General features: G+C 41.0%; 15 protein-coding genes, 1 riboswitch and 1 other annotated feature. Of the genes, 12 read left to right on the top strand and 3 right to left on the bottom strand.

Annotation, left to right across the window (positions count from 1 at the left end):
• Positions 1–34: 34 nt before the first annotated feature.
• Complete coding sequence (locus tag LG307_RS14535) at positions 35–982, bottom strand: DUF1385 domain-containing protein (RefSeq protein ID WP_404443294.1); 948 nt, start codon at positions 980–982, stop codon at positions 35–37.
• A 183-nt stretch (positions 983–1,165) separates the two neighbouring features.
• On the opposite strand from LG307_RS14535, the gene LG307_RS14530 reads away from it, so the two are divergent.
• From LG307_RS14530 to efp, 4 genes are all read left to right on the top strand, one after another.
• On the top strand, positions 1,166–1,693 hold the full coding sequence (locus LG307_RS14530) for a YqhR family membrane protein (protein ID WP_404443291.1): 528 nt from the start codon (positions 1,166–1,168) through the stop codon (positions 1,691–1,693).
• A 106-nt stretch (positions 1,694–1,799) separates the two neighbouring features.
• The gene (gene aroQ, locus LG307_RS14525) at positions 1,800–2,237 is read left to right on the top strand and encodes a type II 3-dehydroquinate dehydratase (protein WP_404443288.1); all 438 of its coding nucleotides are present in this window, start codon (positions 1,800–1,802) and stop codon (positions 2,235–2,237) included.
• A gap of 4 nt (positions 2,238–2,241) precedes the next feature.
• Entirely contained in the window at positions 2,242–3,303 is a 1,062-nt protein-coding gene (locus LG307_RS14520; RefSeq protein WP_404443285.1) for a M24 family metallopeptidase, read from the top strand.
• A 93-nt stretch (positions 3,304–3,396) separates the two neighbouring features.
• Positions 3,397–3,954: an elongation factor P gene (efp, locus tag LG307_RS14515; protein ID WP_063560322.1), complete on the top strand. Its 558-nt coding sequence runs from the start codon at positions 3,397–3,399 to the stop codon at positions 3,952–3,954.
• A gap of 649 nt (positions 3,955–4,603) precedes the next feature.
• Here the strand turns inward: efp and LG307_RS14510 are convergent.
• Positions 4,604–5,845, bottom strand: coding sequence for a hypothetical protein (locus LG307_RS14510; RefSeq protein WP_404443282.1), 1,242 nt, complete (start codon positions 5,843–5,845; stop codon positions 4,604–4,606).
• 226 nt (positions 5,846–6,071) lie between these two features.
• Here LG307_RS14510 and LG307_RS14505 point away from each other — a divergent pair, with 226 nt between their 5' ends.
• The 8 genes from LG307_RS14505 to LG307_RS14470 all read left to right on the top strand — a co-directional run bounded on the left by LG307_RS14505 (position 6,072) and on the right by LG307_RS14470 (position 15,417).
• On the top strand, positions 6,072–7,742 hold the full coding sequence (locus tag LG307_RS14505; protein ID WP_404443280.1) for an alpha-glucosidase: 1,671 nt from the start codon (positions 6,072–6,074) through the stop codon (positions 7,740–7,742).
• A 304-nt stretch (positions 7,743–8,046) separates the two neighbouring features.
• Positions 8,047–8,152, top strand: a riboswitch (SAM riboswitch).
• 109 nt (positions 8,153–8,261) lie between these two features.
• Positions 8,262–9,374 (top strand): sugar ABC transporter substrate-binding protein, encoded by a 1,113-nt coding sequence (locus LG307_RS14500; RefSeq protein ID WP_404443277.1) that lies wholly within the window; start codon positions 8,262–8,264, stop codon positions 9,372–9,374.
• Between the two features lie 60 nt (positions 9,375–9,434).
• Entirely contained in the window at positions 9,435–10,949 is a 1,515-nt protein-coding gene (locus LG307_RS14495; RefSeq protein ID WP_404443274.1) for a sugar ABC transporter ATP-binding protein, read from the top strand.
• On the top strand, positions 10,939–11,940 hold the full coding sequence (locus LG307_RS14490) for an ABC transporter permease (RefSeq protein ID WP_404443271.1): 1,002 nt from the start codon (positions 10,939–10,941) through the stop codon (positions 11,938–11,940). The genes LG307_RS14495 and LG307_RS14490 overlap by 11 nt, the downstream gene beginning before the upstream one ends.
• Before the next feature lie 87 nt (positions 11,941–12,027).
• Positions 12,028–12,280: a binding site (T-box leader), on the top strand.
• Between the two features lie 85 nt (positions 12,281–12,365).
• A complete protein-coding gene (tyrS, locus tag LG307_RS14485; protein ID WP_404443269.1) occupies positions 12,366–13,580 on the top strand; it encodes a tyrosine--tRNA ligase in 1,215 nt (404 codons plus the stop codon).
• 483 nt (positions 13,581–14,063) lie between these two features.
• On the top strand, positions 14,064–14,453 hold the full coding sequence (locus LG307_RS14480) for a cupredoxin domain-containing protein (protein WP_404443266.1): 390 nt from the start codon (positions 14,064–14,066) through the stop codon (positions 14,451–14,453).
• Positions 14,454–14,645: 192 nt separating this feature from the next.
• Positions 14,646–15,206 carry a hypothetical protein gene (locus LG307_RS14475; protein ID WP_404443263.1) on the top strand — a complete coding sequence of 187 codons (561 nt, stop codon included), beginning with the start codon at positions 14,646–14,648 and terminating at the stop codon, positions 15,204–15,206.
• A gap of 49 nt (positions 15,207–15,255) precedes the next feature.
• Complete coding sequence (locus LG307_RS14470; protein WP_404443261.1) at positions 15,256–15,417, top strand: hypothetical protein; 162 nt, start codon at positions 15,256–15,258, stop codon at positions 15,415–15,417.
• A 7-nt stretch (positions 15,418–15,424) separates the two neighbouring features.
• Here LG307_RS14470 and LG307_RS14465 read toward each other — a convergent pair whose 3' ends face one another.
• The gene (locus LG307_RS14465; protein ID WP_404443258.1) at positions 15,425–16,813 is read right to left on the bottom strand and encodes a PQQ-dependent sugar dehydrogenase; all 1,389 of its coding nucleotides are present in this window, start codon (positions 16,811–16,813) and stop codon (positions 15,425–15,427) included.
• Positions 16,814–17,314: the final 501 nt, after the last annotated feature.

Genomic DNA, 17,314 nt, shown 5'->3' with positions numbered 1-17,314 from the left:
GTATATTTTCTAGGATAAGGCTTGTTGCGGATTTTTATACTATTTCTTCGGTAATCTTTTTCTCGGAATCTTGTTCTAGCTCCAATAATTTGTTAAAGGAAAGGATGGCCACTTCCACTTGATCGTCCGTTGGTTCCTTTGTTGTCAATAGTTGCAACCAAAGGCCAGGATACCCTAAAACTTTTAAAACAGGAATATCTCGGACTTTGTTCGTAAGCTGTAAAACTTCAAAAGAAATACCTAAAACGACTGGGATCAGTGCAAGACGGTTTAAAACCCGCAGCCATAAAGGATCTAGCGGAACCGTTAGGTAAACAAAGAATCCCACGATAACTGTGAAAAGAATAAAACTGCTGCCGCATCTGTAATGCAATCTTGATTGCGCTTGGATGTTGCTTATAGTTAATTCTTTCCCATTTTCATAAGCGTTAATCACTTTATGCTCCGCCCCATGATATTGAAATACCCTTTTAATGATCGGGGTAAAGGAGATGATATATATGTATGCCAATAACAGCATCAATTTAAAAACAGTTTCTACTAATACCTGCGCAAAATCACCCGGGAAAATCGGCTTGGTCAATTCAGCCAAAAATACTGGAACAAGCGTGAAAATGAACTTCCCGAATATAAAGGATAAAACCCCGACTGCTGCCACACTTAGAATCATTTCCAGCTTGGAGGGCTCTTTTTTGTTGTAAATTTCTTCCTCATCTTGACTTGGGTCCACATCATACCGTTCCGTGGAGAAATTAAGATGCTTCGATCCGTTCCCGGCTGCTTCCACTATCGCAACAATCCCACGGATAAAAGGAATTTTTTTGAGAGACTGTAATGTCGGATTTGTTTTTCTTGGGACATGGAGGTATTCAATGGAATTATCTTTTCTGCGGATGGCAGTGACATAATGGCGTTTTCCGCCGAACATGACTCCTTCTACCACAGCCTGTCCGCCATAAACAGGTTTTGAATCTTTTGACATAAATAGCACCAACCTAACTTTTCTAAGAAGAAAAAATTTCTATTACTTAATATTCTACCCGAATCTTCAAAAAACCTCTACTCCTTGAGATTCTTTGTTTTTAAAAACTGCTCTTGTTTTGTATGGTTCTGTCATTCTAATGGAAAGATATGTGTATAGATGCAGAAGAAAGGAAGCCAAATAATGAGTGAAAAGAAGAAATTAGAACAAAATCAACGTGAAGAACCGATGGGCTTCATGACAAAAGTTATTGTCACCGGCTTTGTTGGTGGGGTGCTGTGGAGTATGATTGGTTATATTGCCTACATTTTTAGCTTTACCGAAATCAGCCCAAACGTGGTCCTTCAGCCATGGGCTCTTGGTGATTGGAAAAAAGGATGGCTGGGTCATATCATTAGTATTATCCTGCTTGGGTTGTTTGGCATCGGCGCTGCCCTTATTTATGCAGCAATATTGAAGAAGTTTCAGCAATTCTGGATAGGAATCGTTTATGGAATCGCCCTATGGGGACTTGTTTTCTTCTTATTGAATCCAATGTTTCCTTCTATCAAGACAGTTGGGGAACTTACTCTTGATACGAACGTGACAAATGTATGTTTATACATACTTTTCGGGGTTTTTGTGGGCTATTCTATCTCCTTTGAACACAATGAGATGCAACACCAGAATCAGCATTCGAAACAACAAACACAATCCTCATCGAATGAGTAGTAGGGAATAGCGGAATGTGATAGAATGTTCAGTAATTGGACATTCTTTTTCTTTTGAAATCAGGGTGTTGATTTGAGTTACTTTTTTTTGAAAAGGAGATTTAGGAATGCGCTTACTTGTTCTTAACGGACCCAACCTAAACCGACTGGGACTTAGAGAACCCGCAGTATATGGCAGTCAAACATTGCAGGATCTAGAAGCGCAACTTCAAGTATTTGCAGGCAAACATTCATGTGAACTAACTTGTTTCCAAAGCAACCACGAAGGAGAGCTTATCGATCAGCTTCATGATGCGGAAGGTAGCTATGAAGGGATTGTCATCAACCCTGGTGCATTCACTCATTACAGCTATGCCATCCGCGATGCCATTGCAAGCATATCTGTACCGGTGATGGAAGTCCATATTTCCAACATACATAAGCGGGAAGAATTCAGACATACATCCGTTACCGCACCTGTAGCAGTAGGCCAGATTGTAGGGCTTGGCTTTTATGGATACGAACTAGCACTATTAGCTTTATTGAATCAGTACAAGGGGGAATAGCAAGATGACAAAATTAACAAAACTTAGAGAAAGCTTTCAAGCTTCAGGGATTGACGCATTACTAATTACAAGTGGCAAAAACCGCCAATACATCACAGGATTCACCGGCTCAGCAGGTATAGCAGTAGTTACAGAAGACAAAGCTGTATTCATCACTGATTTCCGTTACACGGAGCAAGCTGCGAAGCAATGCGAAGGCTTTGAAATCGTCCAGCACACAGGCGGACTAGTCGACGAAATTGCAGCTGTAGTGAAAGACCTTGGAATAAAAAAGCTTGGCTTCGAACAGGACCATGTCACTTTTTCCACATACCTAAACTACAAAACAACCATTAAAGCAGATCTTGTCCCTGTTTCTGGCGTTATTGAAAAGTTACGCTTGATTAAGAGTGAACAAGAGATTAAGATATTAAAGGAAGCTACACAGATTGCTGACGCAGCTTTTGAACATATTCTTACATACATCAAGCCAGGTCTGACAGAATTGGATGTGTCCAATGAGTTGGAATTCTTCATGAGAAAGCAAGGAGCTGTTTCCTCATCCTTTGATATTATTGTCGCTTCAGGTTACCGCTCTGCACTGCCTCATGGCGTTGCTTCAGATAAAGTGATTGAAAAAGGTGAATTTGTAACGCTTGATTTTGGGGCTTACTATAAAGGCTATAACTCCGATATTACAAGAACACTTGCTGTGGGAGAGCCAAGCGATGAGCTGAAAAAGATCTATGATACTGTATTGGAAGCACAGTTGCGAGGCATGAGAGGCATCAAGGCAGGTATTACCGGACGCGAAGCCGATGCACTTACTCGTGATTACATTACAGAAAAAGGCTATGGAAAGTACTTCGGACATTCTACAGGCCACGGACTTGGAATGGAAGTACATGAAGGGCCATCTCTATCTGTGAAATCAGAAACTGTTTTAGAACCGGGAATGATTGTAACAGTAGAACCTGGTATTTATGTTGCAGGATTAGGCGGAGTTCGTATCGAAGACGATACAATCGTTACAGAAACAGGTAACGAAACACTTTCCTTCTCTACAAAAGAACTTATTATACTGTAAAATGTATCTAGCGTGGTGTAGACTAGAGTATGGGTCTCAAGGATACAATACGTTTAGGGCATTATTTTACATAGCTTTAGGAGGAACTAATAAATGATTTCAGTAAACGATTTTCGTACAGGTTTAACAATTGAAGTAGACAATGGCATTTGGCGCGTAATGGATTTCCAACACGTTAAGCCAGGAAAAGGAGCAGCATTCGTACGTTCAAAATTACGTAACCTACGTAATGGTGCAATCCAAGAAAAAACGTTCCGTGCTGGTGAAAAAGTAGCAAAAGCACAGATCGACAACCGTAAAATGCAATATCTTTATGCAAACGGCGACATGCACGTATTCATGGACAACGAGTCTTATGACCAGTTGGAACTTCCATCTGCTCAAATCGAATACGAATTGAAATTCTTGAAAGAAAACATGGAAGTTGCCATCATGATGTACCATAGTGAGACTCTAGGTGTAGAACTTCCAAACACAGTGGAACTGAAAGTAGCGGAAACAGAGCCTGGTATCAAAGGCGACACAGCTTCCGGTGGATCCAAGCCTGCTATAATGGAAACTGGAGTAACAGTTAACGTACCGTTCTTCGTAAATGAAGGCGACGTATTGATCATCAATACAACTGATTCTTCTTACGTTTCAAGAGCGTAATTTGAGTTGATTTTTAATAAAAAGGAGAAGATCCCGTGTTTGTAAGGGGAGCTTCTCCTTTTTTTGTTGTTTGGTGATGGGGACTTAGTGTGTGTTTTCCAGTATAAGGATTCTGTATGCCTGAACGATAGGCGGATTAGTGTGAAATGTCTAATAGAGGCGTTCTATACGACCGAACGGCAGGGAGGTCGTGGTGAAATGTCTAATAGAAGGGCTCTATACGCCGGAACGGCAGGGAAATAATGGTGAAATGTCTAATAGAAGCGTTCTATACGCCGGAACGGCAGGGAGATCGTGGTGAAATGTCTAATAGAAGCGTTCTATACGCCCGAACGGCAGGGAGATCGTGGTGAAATGTCTAATAGAAGCGTTCTATACGCCCGAACGGCAACAAAATTCGCGCGAACTGTCCAATAGAAGGAAATAAAAGGAATCTCTACTCCCGAATAGCGATCAAATTCACAAAAATGGTCAAAGAGAAGCTCTTTCTACGCCCGAACAGCGATCAAATTCATAAAAAAGGTCAAAGAGAAGCCTTCTCTACTCCCGAATAGCGATCAAATTCACAAAAACGGTCAAAGAGAAGCCTTATCTACGCCAGAAAACCACCCAAATCCACGAAAACGGTCCCATAGAATCTCACCCAACCTCAATCTCCAAACCAAACCACATCAAACACATTCTCCACAACCATCCGAGCATCCGATCCATCCACCTTACTCATCCAAATATGCCTTCTTCCATCCCCATCAACCCGAACCCATGCCAACGACGAACCCCCTCTAAGCACCACGGGCTCAGCATCAGAGTAACCTTCCGGTGTTTCAACAATCTTAACTGCTTCTTTTTCCTTCAAACTCACCATATACAACGAGGACTTAAACTTATCCGAACTGTCACTTGTTTCACGACCCCGCGCCACCACAATTCTCTCATCATCCACCCAGTCAAAATCCACATCCGCAAAGCCTTTTGGCGTATGTGCCTTTTTATAATTTGGGATAATGGTGCTTGTTGTCAGCACTTTATTTTTAACACCGCCACTGGTCATCCTGCCACCGCCCTGAATAGAGGCAAGAAGAGGCTTAGTCGGCGCCCACTTAATCCAACCGGCATCAAGAAGGACTTCCCCAAGTGGAATAAAAAGCTTATTTTCTTTTACATAAACGCTCAGCATGTTGCTGTCTGCAGACCACGAAGCAGTCGGAGCCACCACCATTGCCAGGCTTTTCCCGTCATGTGACCAGGAGAAGTCCTCTACATCTACCGAGAGTATCGAAATATCTTCATACTTTAATGGAGATCCAATCGTGTGGATGGGTGTTACTTTTACATCCATTTCATGTGCTTCCTTTTCTATCCCCCAGTGAACCTCGTAAAGCCTCGGATGACTCCAGCCATCGGGAAACAAAGCGGCACCAGCAGATGCAATTAAATTCACACCTTCAGCATCCCAAGTGAAACTAGACACACCACCCGTAAGCTGATGAATAATAGGTGTTCCCGAAGAGAGCTCCACGACACAAAGAATGGACCCAGACAGGAAAGCCAATGAACGGTCCGTCGGGTTCCACTGTGGATCATGTCCGGCAATTTTCAGTTTGCTAGAACTCATTGTTTCAGCATTATATAACCAAATGTCATATTCCTCTGATTCTGATGCCATCTCCATTTGCTTTGCTTCATACACAAGCCATTTACCGTCATTTGACCAACTGAACTTACCTACATCGATGTTTTCATGTAATGGAACTTCCTTAGTTCTATCAAACAGCCATAAAGAATGGTATCTCGTAAAAGCTGCTTTTGGGTGTTCAGTGGTTGCAGCATAGCTAGATAAAGGTGCGAAAACAACGGATGCAGCCAATAAACAAATCAATAAATATTTCATGGTAAAATCCTCCTAAAATATTCCTACCAGTTAGTGTTACCATCTGCCAACATTTCATGAATAAAACAAAATCAGAATTTAAGTTGAAATTAGCGAAAAAGATGGTATAGTAAAGTAGTGGAATTATTCCAAGTGATATTTTTTTTGTAGATTTGTGCAAACGGTTACGCAAAAACATGCAACCGTTATCATAGTTCAGTGTAGTTAATAAGGGAGTGTATCAAGATTGAAAAAGATATGGTGGAAAGAAGCAGTTGCCTATCAGGTATATCCTAGAAGTTTCATGGATTCCAATGGGGACGGTATTGGTGATTTACGTGGAGTTATTTCTAAACTAGATTATTTAAAAGATATGGGTATAGATGTTATTTGGATCTGTCCGATGTATAAGTCTCCAAACGTAGATAATGGCTATGACATCAGTGATTATCAAGATATCATGGAAGACTTCGGGAACATGGCGGATTTCGATGAGTTACTTGACGAAGTGCATAACCGTGACATGAAGCTTATCATTGATTTGGTAATCAATCATACTTCTGATAAGCATGAGTGGTTCATTGAATCAGCATCTTCTAAGGACAATCCAAAACGCGATTGGTACATTTGGGAAGATGGAAAAGACGGCAAGGAGCCGAACAACTGGGAAAGTATTTTCAATGGTCCCGCTTGGAAGTTGGACGAGAAAACTGGACAGTACTACATGCACATTTTCGCAACAGAACAGCCTGACTTGAACTGGGAAAATAAAGATGTTCGATTTGCATTGTACGACATGATCAACTGGTGGTTGGATAAAGGGATTGACGGTTTCCGTGTGGATGCTATTTCTCATATCAAAAAAGAGCCAGGATTCCCAGACCTGCCAAATCCAAAAGGCTTAGATTATGTTCCATCTTTTGACTACATGATGAATGTGGAAGGAATTCAAAAGCATCTTGAGGAACTGAAAGAGCAAACGTTTGCGCGTTACGACATCATGACTGTCGGGGAAGCAAATGGTGTGAAGCTGAACCAAGCAGATGAGTGGGTTGGGGAAGAGAACGGGAAGTTCAACATGATCTTCCAATTTGAACACCTTGGCCTTTGGGAAAAAGGAACAGAAGGCGGCGTAGACCTTCTTCAACTGAAGAAAACATTGACAAAATGGCAAAAAGGATTGGAAGGGAATGGCTGGAATGCATTATTCCTTGAAAACCATGACCAGGCTCGTTCTGTTTCTACATGGGGTAACGATAAAGAATACCTAGTAGAAAGTGCGAAATCACTAGGTGCGTTGTATTTCTTGATGCAAGGAACTCCTTTCATCTATCAAGGTCAAGAGCTTGGTATGACGAATGTGAAGTTTGACAGCATTAACGATTACGATGATGTTGGCATGAAAAATCTTTATGACATAGAGAGTGCTAAGGGCGAAGAGCATGCTCAAAAAGTGATGGAGATCATTTGGGCTAAAGGCCGTGACAACTCCCGTACACCTATGCAGTGGAACGACGAGCCAAACGGAGGCTTCACCACTGGTACTCCATGGATGGGCGTGAATGAAAACTACAAAACCATCAATGTAGAAAAGCAATGGAATGATCCGAATTCTGTATTAAGCTTCTACCGCGACATGATTAAAATTCGTAAGGAAGAAGAAGTATTTGTTTATGGCGGATACAATCTGATTCTTGAAGATGACACACAAGTTTATGGTTATACAAGAACGCTTGATAACAAAGTGGCGATTGTATTATGTAACTTGAGTGAAGAAGAAGTAACAGTAGAGCTTGAAGACCTTGAGGTTTCTTCTGCAGACCTTCGTCTTCAAAACTATGAGGTTGCTGCGCATGAAAGAGTGTCTGAATTGACATTGAAGCCTTATGAAACTCGTGTTTATATAGTGGCGAAATAATAAATGTGACGGGAAAGTCTCACCTTTTGGGTGAGGCTTTTTTCATTTTTTAGGTTATTGAAGACGTCAGTTTGGTGAAGTAGGGAGGAGAGAGGTCCTCATCAATCTTATGAAGACGTCAGTTTCGTGAGAAATAGGAAAGAGAGGTCTTCATCGCCTCTATAAAGGCGAGATGAACAGCCCATTAAACTATCAACCCTAAGTTTTCTTGTGTACTTTTTATATCTATCAAAAAAACATTGACACTTCTCCTTTAAGGCGGTAAAGTAATACTTAATTCTTTTAATAAACTAAATATTTCGATCTCTTATCAAGAGTGGCAGAGGGACTGGCCCTATGACGCCCAGCAACCGTTCCGTTTGGAATTGGTGCTAAATCCTGCAAAACAGTGATGTTTTGAAAGATAAGAGAGGGACAAGTCTATTTGTTTTCATTTAGCGCTCAAACCTCTCTTTCTTGGAGAGGCTTTTTTATTTTATTAAAGCAATAAAGCAAAATGTAAAAAGGGGAGTAAAAAGAATGAAAAAAAACTTTTTCAAAAAAGGAATTGTTGCATTAACAACTGCAACTTTATTATTGACAGGTTGTAGTGGAGGAGGCGACTCTGCTGCTAGCAGTAAGCCGACCGGGCCGATTGAAAATGTACCAGAGAAGTTTGCAGATGGAGAAGGTGCGAAAATTAAGGTGATTCGAAAGATTGGCGGGGATGATCATACGGCTCAATTTTTAGCTGGAGCGAAAGAGGAAGGGGAGTCCCTCGGATTTACAGTGGATGTGTTTACGGCAAATGGAGACAGTCCAAAATTTCATGATGCCATTAATCAAACCATTAACCAAGATTATGACGGGGTGATCATTTCTCATGGTGATGATGCGGCAACAGTGGAAGGTGTTCAGCAGCTTGTTGACAGCGGCAAGGAAGTGGTTACCTTTGATTCCAATGGAGACCTTGCAAACATTGATGGGGTAGCCTTAACTTCTCAAGATGATGAGGAGCTGGCAACGTTAGCCCTTGATCAATTGGTCAACGATTTCAAGGGGGAAGCAAATGTAGTGTATCTGTGGGTAGACGGTTTCCCGCCAATGGTTCGACGCAACAATGTGTATAAAGAAACATTAGAAAATAATCCTGGGCTGAACGAAGTGGAACGCTTTGGCGTTGCAGCGGCAGATACTTCCGTTCAAACACAGAACGCAGTTGCGGCAATGTTGAACAAGCACCCAAAAGGAAGCATTGATGCTATTTTTGCCACATGGGATGCATTCGCAGTGGGTGCGGCACGTGCGTTGAAAGAGGCAGGCCGTGAAGAGATCAAGATTTACGGAATAGATGTTTCTAATGCGGACTTACAGGAAATCAGTACGGAAGGAAGTCCATGGAAATACACGGCTGCTGTGGATCCAAAATTGATCGGTGCTGTGAATCTTCGCCTACTTGCTAAAAAAATCGCCGGCGAAGAAACCCCGCAAACATATGATTTGGAAGCTTCCTTAATCTCTCAAGAAGAATTGCAACAATCAAGTGAAGCGGTAAACATGGGCAACCTTTCATCAGTCGTGGAAGGATGGGGTGAATCAGATGCCTTTTTAGAAGAATGGATGAACACGTTGAAAGAGCATTATAAAAAATAATAAAACGCACTCTCTTCATCAGGAGAGAGTGTTTGTATGTTTGAAGAGAGGGGGAGCAGAATGACAAACACAACACTTGAAATGAAAGGCGTATCCATTGAGTTTCCAGGAGTGAAAGCTTTGGACCAGGTAACATTTACAGCGAAACCCGGAAGTGTGCATGCCTTAATCGGCGCTAATGGAGCGGGGAAATCGACGTTAATGAAAGTGCTGGCTGGAGCGTACGATCATTTTAGCGGGGAAATCCATCTCGGAGGAAAGCAACTTTCTATTTCGAAACCAACTGACTCCCAAAAGGCCGGCGTGCAAATCGTTTATCAGGAAGTGGATGCGGCGTTGATTCCGACTCTGACGGTAGCGGAGAACATCATGCTTCAGGAGACGGTGCAGAATTCTGGAAGCAAGCAGTGGATCCGTTGGAGAAATGTACATAAGAAAGCAGCCACACAATTGGAGAAGTTGAATAGCAACATCTCGACCAAACGTCTAGTAAGCTCGCTGACATTGGCAGAGAAACAGATGGTCCTTTTGGCAAGAGCTATTTCAACAGATTGCAAGTTTTTGATTCTAGATGAACCTACAGCGCCACTTAGCAACAGGGAGACAGAAAAGCTATTTTCCATCATCAAAAGATTGAAAGAGAAAGGGGTAGGGATAATCTTCATCTCCCACCGGATTCCTGAAATCGTGGAGATCTGTGATGAAATAACCATTATGAGAAATGGACAGGTAGTCAAGCGCGACAACGTGGCAAACCTAACTCCTGAAAAGATAGTCGAGTGGATGCTTGGTCAGAAACTGGAGCAGCAGTTTCCAGAACACCATCCTTCCATTGGTGAGACTCTGCTAGAAGTAGAAGGACTCAGCGACCATACTATAGTTAAAGATGTTAGCCTCCACGTAAAAGCAGGCGAAGTGGTGGGAATTGCTGGACTTGTCGGAGCGGGGAAAACAGAACTGTGTAAGGCGTTGTTTGGATCATCTAAAACCACAGGGACAATAAAAATCAAAGGAAATACGGTCAAAGTAAAAAGCCCCCATGTAGCGGTACAAAATGGGCTGGCATTTGTTCCAGAGGAGCGGAGGAAGGAAGGTCTCATCCTCCATGAATCGGTGCAAACCAATTTAGTTTCCGCCAATCTTCACGCATTCACGAAGGCCCTGCATTTTCTTGATAAAAAAGCGCAGAAAAGTAAATCCCAAGAGATCATCCAAGCATTAGGGATTAAAACGCCATCACCGGAGACAAGTGTACACACCCTTTCAGGAGGAAATCAGCAAAAGATCGCCATAGGCAAATGGCTTGTCTCCGATGCGGAAATCTACATTTTTGATGAACCAACAAAAGGGGTCGATGTCGGAGCAAAACGGGATATTTTTGAACTGATTGCAGCCCTTGGGAAACGCGGCAAAGCCATTCTTTATGCCTCTTCTGAGCTTTCAGAGATTGTGGGCCTAACAAAAAGAGTGTATGTCCTTTACGATGGCAAGGTTACAAAAGAACTTTCCACCGCAGAAACAGACGAACAAGAGCTTTTATATTTTTCAACAGGGGGAAAAAGAAATGAAAACTGACATACCAGTGCAGGAGAACGCCAAACCGGCCTTCCGCTTTGAACTGTTCGACTTTTTATACAAATACGGGACCATCATTACCATTTTTGTATTGATTGCCGTGTTTGCCCTTGCGAATCCAGCATTCATCCAATCTAATAATGTGATAAATATTTTAAGGTCCATCTCGATCGTTACGATTATCGCGATCGGCATCACCATCTCCCTAACAGTAAACGGCTTCGACTTATCCGTGGGGTCTGTTGCATCCCTGTCCAATGCCATCGTTATCTCCATGTTTGTCTGGTTTTCGCAAAATACTGCAGTGGCAATCTTTTCAGCAATAGCGGCAGCACTGGTAGTCGGGGCTTTCAATTCTTTTATGATTGTAAAACTGAAAATTCCTGATATGCTGATGACTCTTGCGACCATGTTCATCATTCAGGGCATTGCGTTGACTTATACAAAAGGCTCTACAATTTCGCAAAATATGGTCATGGCTGATGGAACGTTTGCAACGGGAACCATCAGCCCGCTATTTCAGAAATTTGGACAGGTACCATGGATCATCGTCATCATGTTAACGATTGTGGTGGTGGTTCATATTTTCCTCACCTACACCAAGCACGGTAGATTCATGTACATCATCGGAGGAAATGCAGAAGCGGCCAAACTTTCTGGGATAGCGGTGAACAAATACAAAGTAGCGGCTTATTTATTTTCCGCCTTATTAGCAGCAATCGGAGGGATGGTGCTTGCTTCACGGATTATGACAGCAGAAATCAATGCAGGTACCCCGTACTTAATGGATTCTGTAGCGGCCGCGTTCATTGGTTTTGCCGTCCTTGGAGCAGGCAAACCTAACGCTTTCGGCACATTCATCGGGGCGGTATTGATCGGGATCCTACAAAATGGCCTCGTCATGATGTCCGTTCCTTATTATGCGATGGATATCGTGAAAGGGCTTGTGCTCGCCTTTGCGTTGGGGATTACGTATTATAAGCAAAAATAAAACTATTGACATTTGAAATGAAATAGATAAAATAACTATTAATATCTGCATAACGAAGATTTGTTATAAACATTTCGGAGTATAAGAACAAAGGCTATGATAAGAAAGAGTAGCAATCATGTAAACAGACAGAAAGTTACCGGCTGATGAGAGGTGCATGTTGAACGATTGTGAATACGTCTTGGAGCTGTGTACCGAAGAGTGAAGACTTGAGTAGGCTACACCGGTGAAGCACCCGTAATCATGTGCTGGAGTATCGTCGTATGACTGTACTTTCAAAGGTAGGCAATGTGAATTGCTTATGAATTAAAGGTGGTAACACGAGATAATCGTCCTTTTGGTTAATCCAAAAGGGCGTTTTTTTTATTCCTTTGGTTCTTATAGAGCTTGCAATATTAGAAATAATATTCCAAGGAGATGTTAGTATGTTAGTAAAACCAGAAGAACAATTGACCATCATCATGAAGGGTGCTCAGGAGATAGTAAACAAAGAGGAGCTATTGGCAAAATTGGAGAAGTCCTATGAATCAAAGACACCTCTGACTGTTAAACTAGGGCTTGATCCTTCCGCACCTGATATTCATTTAGGTCATGCAGTGGTGCTTAGAAAAATGAAACAAATGCAAGATCTAGGCCATAAAATTGTTATCATCATTGGGGATTTCACAGGGCGTATCGGGGATCCGACTGGAAAGGCAAAGGGTCGCAAAGCCTTAAGTGATGAGCAGGTAAAAGTGAATGCTCAAACATACTGTGAACAAATCTTTAAAGTGTTAGATGCAAAAAAAACGACGGTGCGATTCAATAGTGAGTGGCTATTTAAACTAACCTTTGAGGAAGTAATCAAACTAGCAGCCACCACATCTGTGGCAAGAATACTAGAGCGTGAAGATTTCCAAAAGAGATACAATAACCAAGTGCCGATCGGCATTCACGAATTTTTCTACCCATTAATGCAAGCATACGATTCCGTAGAAATCAAAGCGGATATTGAACTAGGTGGCACAGACCAAACATTTAATATTCTCATGGGACGGACTCTCCAAAAACAATGGGGATTAGAAAAGCAAGTTGCCATTTTCATGCCATTGCTTGAAGGGTTGGACGGAGTAGAGAAAATGAGTAAGAGCCTTGGTAATTACATCGGTGTCAATGAGCCAGCTGAAGTAATGTTCAAAAAAGTGATGGAAGTACCAGATGAGCTCATTATCAAATACTTTGAACTAGCAACGGATGAACATCCGAGAGAGATTCAAAATTGGATCCAACAGTTAGAACAAGGAGCAAATCCTAGAGATATCAAACTTGAATTGGCTAGAATCATTACGAATCTATACTGCGGAGAAGAAGAAACGAAAAAAGCAATCACATTCTATGAAACGGCCTTTAGCAAAAAAGAAATCCCAGATGACATCCCAGAGTTATTGATTGAAATCGGAGCAGAAACGGTCGTAGCCATCATTCCACAGCTTGTAGAGAAAGGATTTGTGAAAAGCAAAAGTGAATTCATGCGCTTAATCAAGCAAAACGGAGTCCAACTCAACAAAGAAAAATTAAGTATCGATGAGCTAGATCGCGTACTAATGAACGATGAAGTGTTGCAAATCGGTAAAAAGAGATTTATACGGTTTATAAAATAAACATCAAGTAAGTATGGTTTTATAAATACTGTAAAAAATATAGGAACCCATATATTAATTAATTATGCAATCAATATCGTATGTTATTAGTAAAGGAGTTTGAAAATACTAAGTAGGATAAAAACTTCCCATTACGAAGTTTTATGAGGTAATATTCGACTATCATGGAGGTGGAAATCACATAACAGGGATGAAGACAGATTGCTGTTACGTTGATACATGGTTGCCTATGAGGTCTTTTATCAGTTCAATGAGCTGGTGGAAGACCTTTTCTTTATATTTGCATTCATAATTATAGAGTCGCTTTATTATGAAGCAACAGAACCCCAATTCGTAATATTGGCACCCAAAATCTTGGATAAACTATTAACCTCCAGAGAAACATCTTAGAGATGATTTATATCAAACGCAAAGGAAGCAAAATAAAAGTAATAATATTTTATGAATCGGAGGAAAATAATGGGAAGGGAGGATGGTTTGTGAATGTCTATTAAAAAATGGGTAAAAAGATTGGTCGTTGTGCTTGCCGTTGTTGTGGTTGTGACAACACTAGGTTCAATCGATGTAATAGCCGAATCTCGTGTTGCAATTCATCCGATGGAGAGGGTGAATACAATTGAGGTCGAGTTGAACGATGATTACTTTGATCCGAAAGTCATCACTATTCCGAGTGGTGCATCCCTAACGTTGGTATTAAAAAACAAAGGTAACAAAGAGCACACCTTCACAGTGGAAAAGCTTGGAGTTGACGAAGAGGTCCAGCCAGGAGAAGAAAAAAGCATTGCCGTGAAGCCGACACGGCCAGGTACATATGAACTGATTTGCAGGTACCATCTCCAGCAAGGAATGGTTGGAAAAGTAATAGTTCAATAAAAGCAGGGCCAGTATGGCCTTGCTTTTTATTAGAAAAAGGTTATAAGCCAAAGTCATCATAACAGTAAACTTTCCTACTTTCCTACTTTCCTCACTAAATGAAGGTTTGAATTATTAATAAATGTTCCTCCTCTAATGAACGGTAAATATAATGTATGGTTACGTATAAACCATTTAGAATGAGGTGGAAAGGTGTACTTTTTGAAACCTATTTCAGATGAAGTTCGTTTATCACAGGTTATATTCAACAAGCATAAAAAAACGATGAAGCTCATTTTAACGTCTATTCTTGCCTGTATTGCTGCTATGCTGCAGTCTTCCGGGGGGTTTTTACCGGGCATAGGATATGTATTAAGTGCGCTTGCCTCTGCACCTATCCTGTTATGCTCCATGTTTTCCTTTTCAATTGGAATAATGTGCTATTTTTCGGCAATGATGCTGTTGTTCATCCTACAGCCAACGGAACTGATAATATTCCCTCTTACAACAGGATTGTTGGGGCTTGGCATAGGGGGAGCCTTTAACTTTTTCAGAAAGAGACTGAGTATTATTGCTACTGGAGCGATTCTTTTATTGGCAGGAATTATGAGTTTATTATATATTTTCCGCTATCCAGTGTTAGGTCCAGTCGTCTCCTCTACCTTTTCATTTCTAACAACCGGAAGTATCTTACTGTTTGCTTTCCTTTATAGCTGGTTATGGGTGGAAATGGCTTTAATCATTTTTAAAAGATTGCCCGCTGTTAAAGAATAGTGTTTTTAAAAAATTTCATACTAGACATAGGTGGTGATTGGAGCGAAAGTTGAAGTTTCCAGAGGGAAATAGCGGTAGACTGGAAACTTCGCAGGACGAAGAGGTGCTCGTCAGCCCTGCGATTGCTACGCCTTTTGAGGAAATCAAGGTTTTAACAGATCAAAAAGGAAAAAAGATGATTATATTTTTTGATCATCCTGCCCGGTTTTAGTTGTGATTCATGGAACTATCTCAAAAATGGTACCTTGGTTAAAATCAGTCACCTTCATAGAACCATAAACGCCTAAATATAATCTTGTTTGATTCAGATTCGTTCCCAAACTAACATAATAGGCTGATTGGGACCCAAAATCATATTCGGTTTGAATCACGCTAAAATCATTGCTTTTGCCATTTGGCTTAACTCTGGTATAAGCTAAAGCCCCGCTAGCCTGAGATTGGGATTCTTTCCGAGCAAGATCGGTAAACACAACGCTACCGGTTAGACCGGGGATTCTGTTCCCCATATAGACTTGCACTCCCGTAAGGGCCGTTCCTGCAAACTTATCGGGTCTGGCATCCTTATGAAAATAACTGGTTAAAGGCTGAAGACGACTCTCTAAAATTGCTATTGCTTCATTATAAAAAGCAATTGTTTTCTCATCGATTGCGGGATTGGTACTGCAGCCTCTTATAATCGAAGTGGGAAAAGCACCTTCCCAACCCCTCCAGCCAAAGTTGATCAATCCTTTTGTCTTAATACCGGATTTCATGGTGATCTGAGGGACAGGTATTGTCTTATAAGGACCGAATGAAAAAATTGACTCGACTAGATCCTGACCGACATTTCCCGCATATTTAATATACTGATTATGAAATCTTTGAAAGGAAATACCTGGTATATTGCGAACCCCTTTGGCCATTACCGTGAGCGTTTCCTGAATTGCTGCGGGAAGTTCATTAAAGCGGGTGACATTGGGTGGATGATCGATGTATGTTTTCTTACTTACATCCACCTCAATTATTTTCCCAGCTATTTCCATATCGTCCTGGCTTAAATTAAATGGATCATAACCTGATCCACCATCTCCAGTGGTTAAAACTAACCTTCCTGTTTCAGGTGAAAAGTTTAAGCTATTGAAACCATTGTGATTACTAAATGGCCTTCTTAAGTTAAGTAATGTCCGTCTTTTTTGGGGTTGACCATTCGTTTTTAAAACCCATTCTTCCAATGTATCAATATGATCATATTGCGTTTCCCTATCTACCCACCTTAGATTTAAAGTGTCAGGATTACATGGGTCAGGATTCAAAGATTCAGGGAGAGCACCTGGTCCCTGTGTTCCAGCTAACGAATAATGAAGGTAAAACAGACCATTATAATAAAATTGTGGATGAAATGCTAACCCCAGCAATCCCCGTTCATCATAACCGTCAAGTTTTAGAATCCGCTGGCGAATATCTAAAAAAGTCCTTAAACCAGAATTTCCTACGAGAAAGATTTCTCCTACCTGGGTTGCGATAAATAAACTTTCAATGGAGTCGCCTGGAAGAACAGTTGTTTTCAAAACTGTAGGTAAATTTATCTTACTTACGATGGGGCGTAAACCAACCTTAACTTTTATCAACAGTCTTAGCACTCCTTCCTGTGTTTTTCTTTTTATAAGGCTGTTTTGTAAACTTTGATGCTGTTTCGTATATTCAAATCAACCGTATATATTACTTACTGTCGTGCTCTTTTCCCTGTTGTACTAAGAATACTACTTGCAATTTCTAGAGTATGTAAGCAGTAAAAAGTCCAATTGCCGACTTTTTACAAGTGAATAGCAACAATCTTTGAGAAAAGAGCCTTTTATAAGAATATGATTGGAACTGTCTAATAGTACCAAATTTAGCCGGGGAAACGGATAAGGCATTGCACCATTTCTATAACTAGTTTTACGATTGATACAGGAACAACGAATCATGAGAGAAATATGAAAATTGTTCATTATCTAGTAGAAAAACGAATCAAACTTGAGGACATAGCTTGGATTCAAGAAGATGAAAATCCTTTACATTCGAAAATATATACTCCGATGTTATTGTACTAACTAAAAGGCGTATTACTGAATCGTTTTTTAAAAACT

This window comes from Sutcliffiella horikoshii, from assembly GCF_044809035.1.
GTDB classification, from domain to species: Bacteria; Bacillota; Bacilli; order Bacillales; family Bacillaceae_I; genus Sutcliffiella_A; species Sutcliffiella_A horikoshii_G.
This window is presented reverse-complemented; position numbering and strand designations above follow the sequence as displayed.

Bases quoted from the DNA above. Each gene is read 5' to 3' on its own strand.
- LG307_RS14535 (WP_404443294.1), bottom strand. From the start codon at position 982: ATGTCAAAAGATTCAAAACCTGTTTATGGCGGACAGGCTGTGGTAGAA.
- LG307_RS14530 (WP_404443291.1), top strand. From the start codon at position 1,166: ATGAGTGAAAAGAAGAAATTAGAACAAAATCAACGTGAAGAACCGATG.
- aroQ (WP_404443288.1), top strand. From the start codon at position 1,800: ATGCGCTTACTTGTTCTTAACGGACCCAACCTAAACCGACTGGGACTT.
- LG307_RS14520 (WP_404443285.1), top strand. From the start codon at position 2,242: ATGACAAAATTAACAAAACTTAGAGAAAGCTTTCAAGCTTCAGGGATT.
- efp (WP_063560322.1), top strand. From the start codon at position 3,397: ATGATTTCAGTAAACGATTTTCGTACAGGTTTAACAATTGAAGTAGAC.
- LG307_RS14510 (WP_404443282.1), bottom strand. From the start codon at position 5,845: ATGAAATATTTATTGATTTGTTTATTGGCTGCATCCGTTGTTTTCGCA.
- LG307_RS14500 (WP_404443277.1), top strand. From the start codon at position 8,262: ATGAAAAAAAACTTTTTCAAAAAAGGAATTGTTGCATTAACAACTGCA.
- LG307_RS14495 (WP_404443274.1), top strand. From the start codon at position 9,435: ATGACAAACACAACACTTGAAATGAAAGGCGTATCCATTGAGTTTCCA.
- LG307_RS14490 (WP_404443271.1), top strand. From the start codon at position 10,939: ATGAAAACTGACATACCAGTGCAGGAGAACGCCAAACCGGCCTTCCGC.
- tyrS (WP_404443269.1), top strand. From the start codon at position 12,366: ATGTTAGTAAAACCAGAAGAACAATTGACCATCATCATGAAGGGTGCT.
- LG307_RS14480 (WP_404443266.1), top strand. From the start codon at position 14,064: ATGTCTATTAAAAAATGGGTAAAAAGATTGGTCGTTGTGCTTGCCGTT.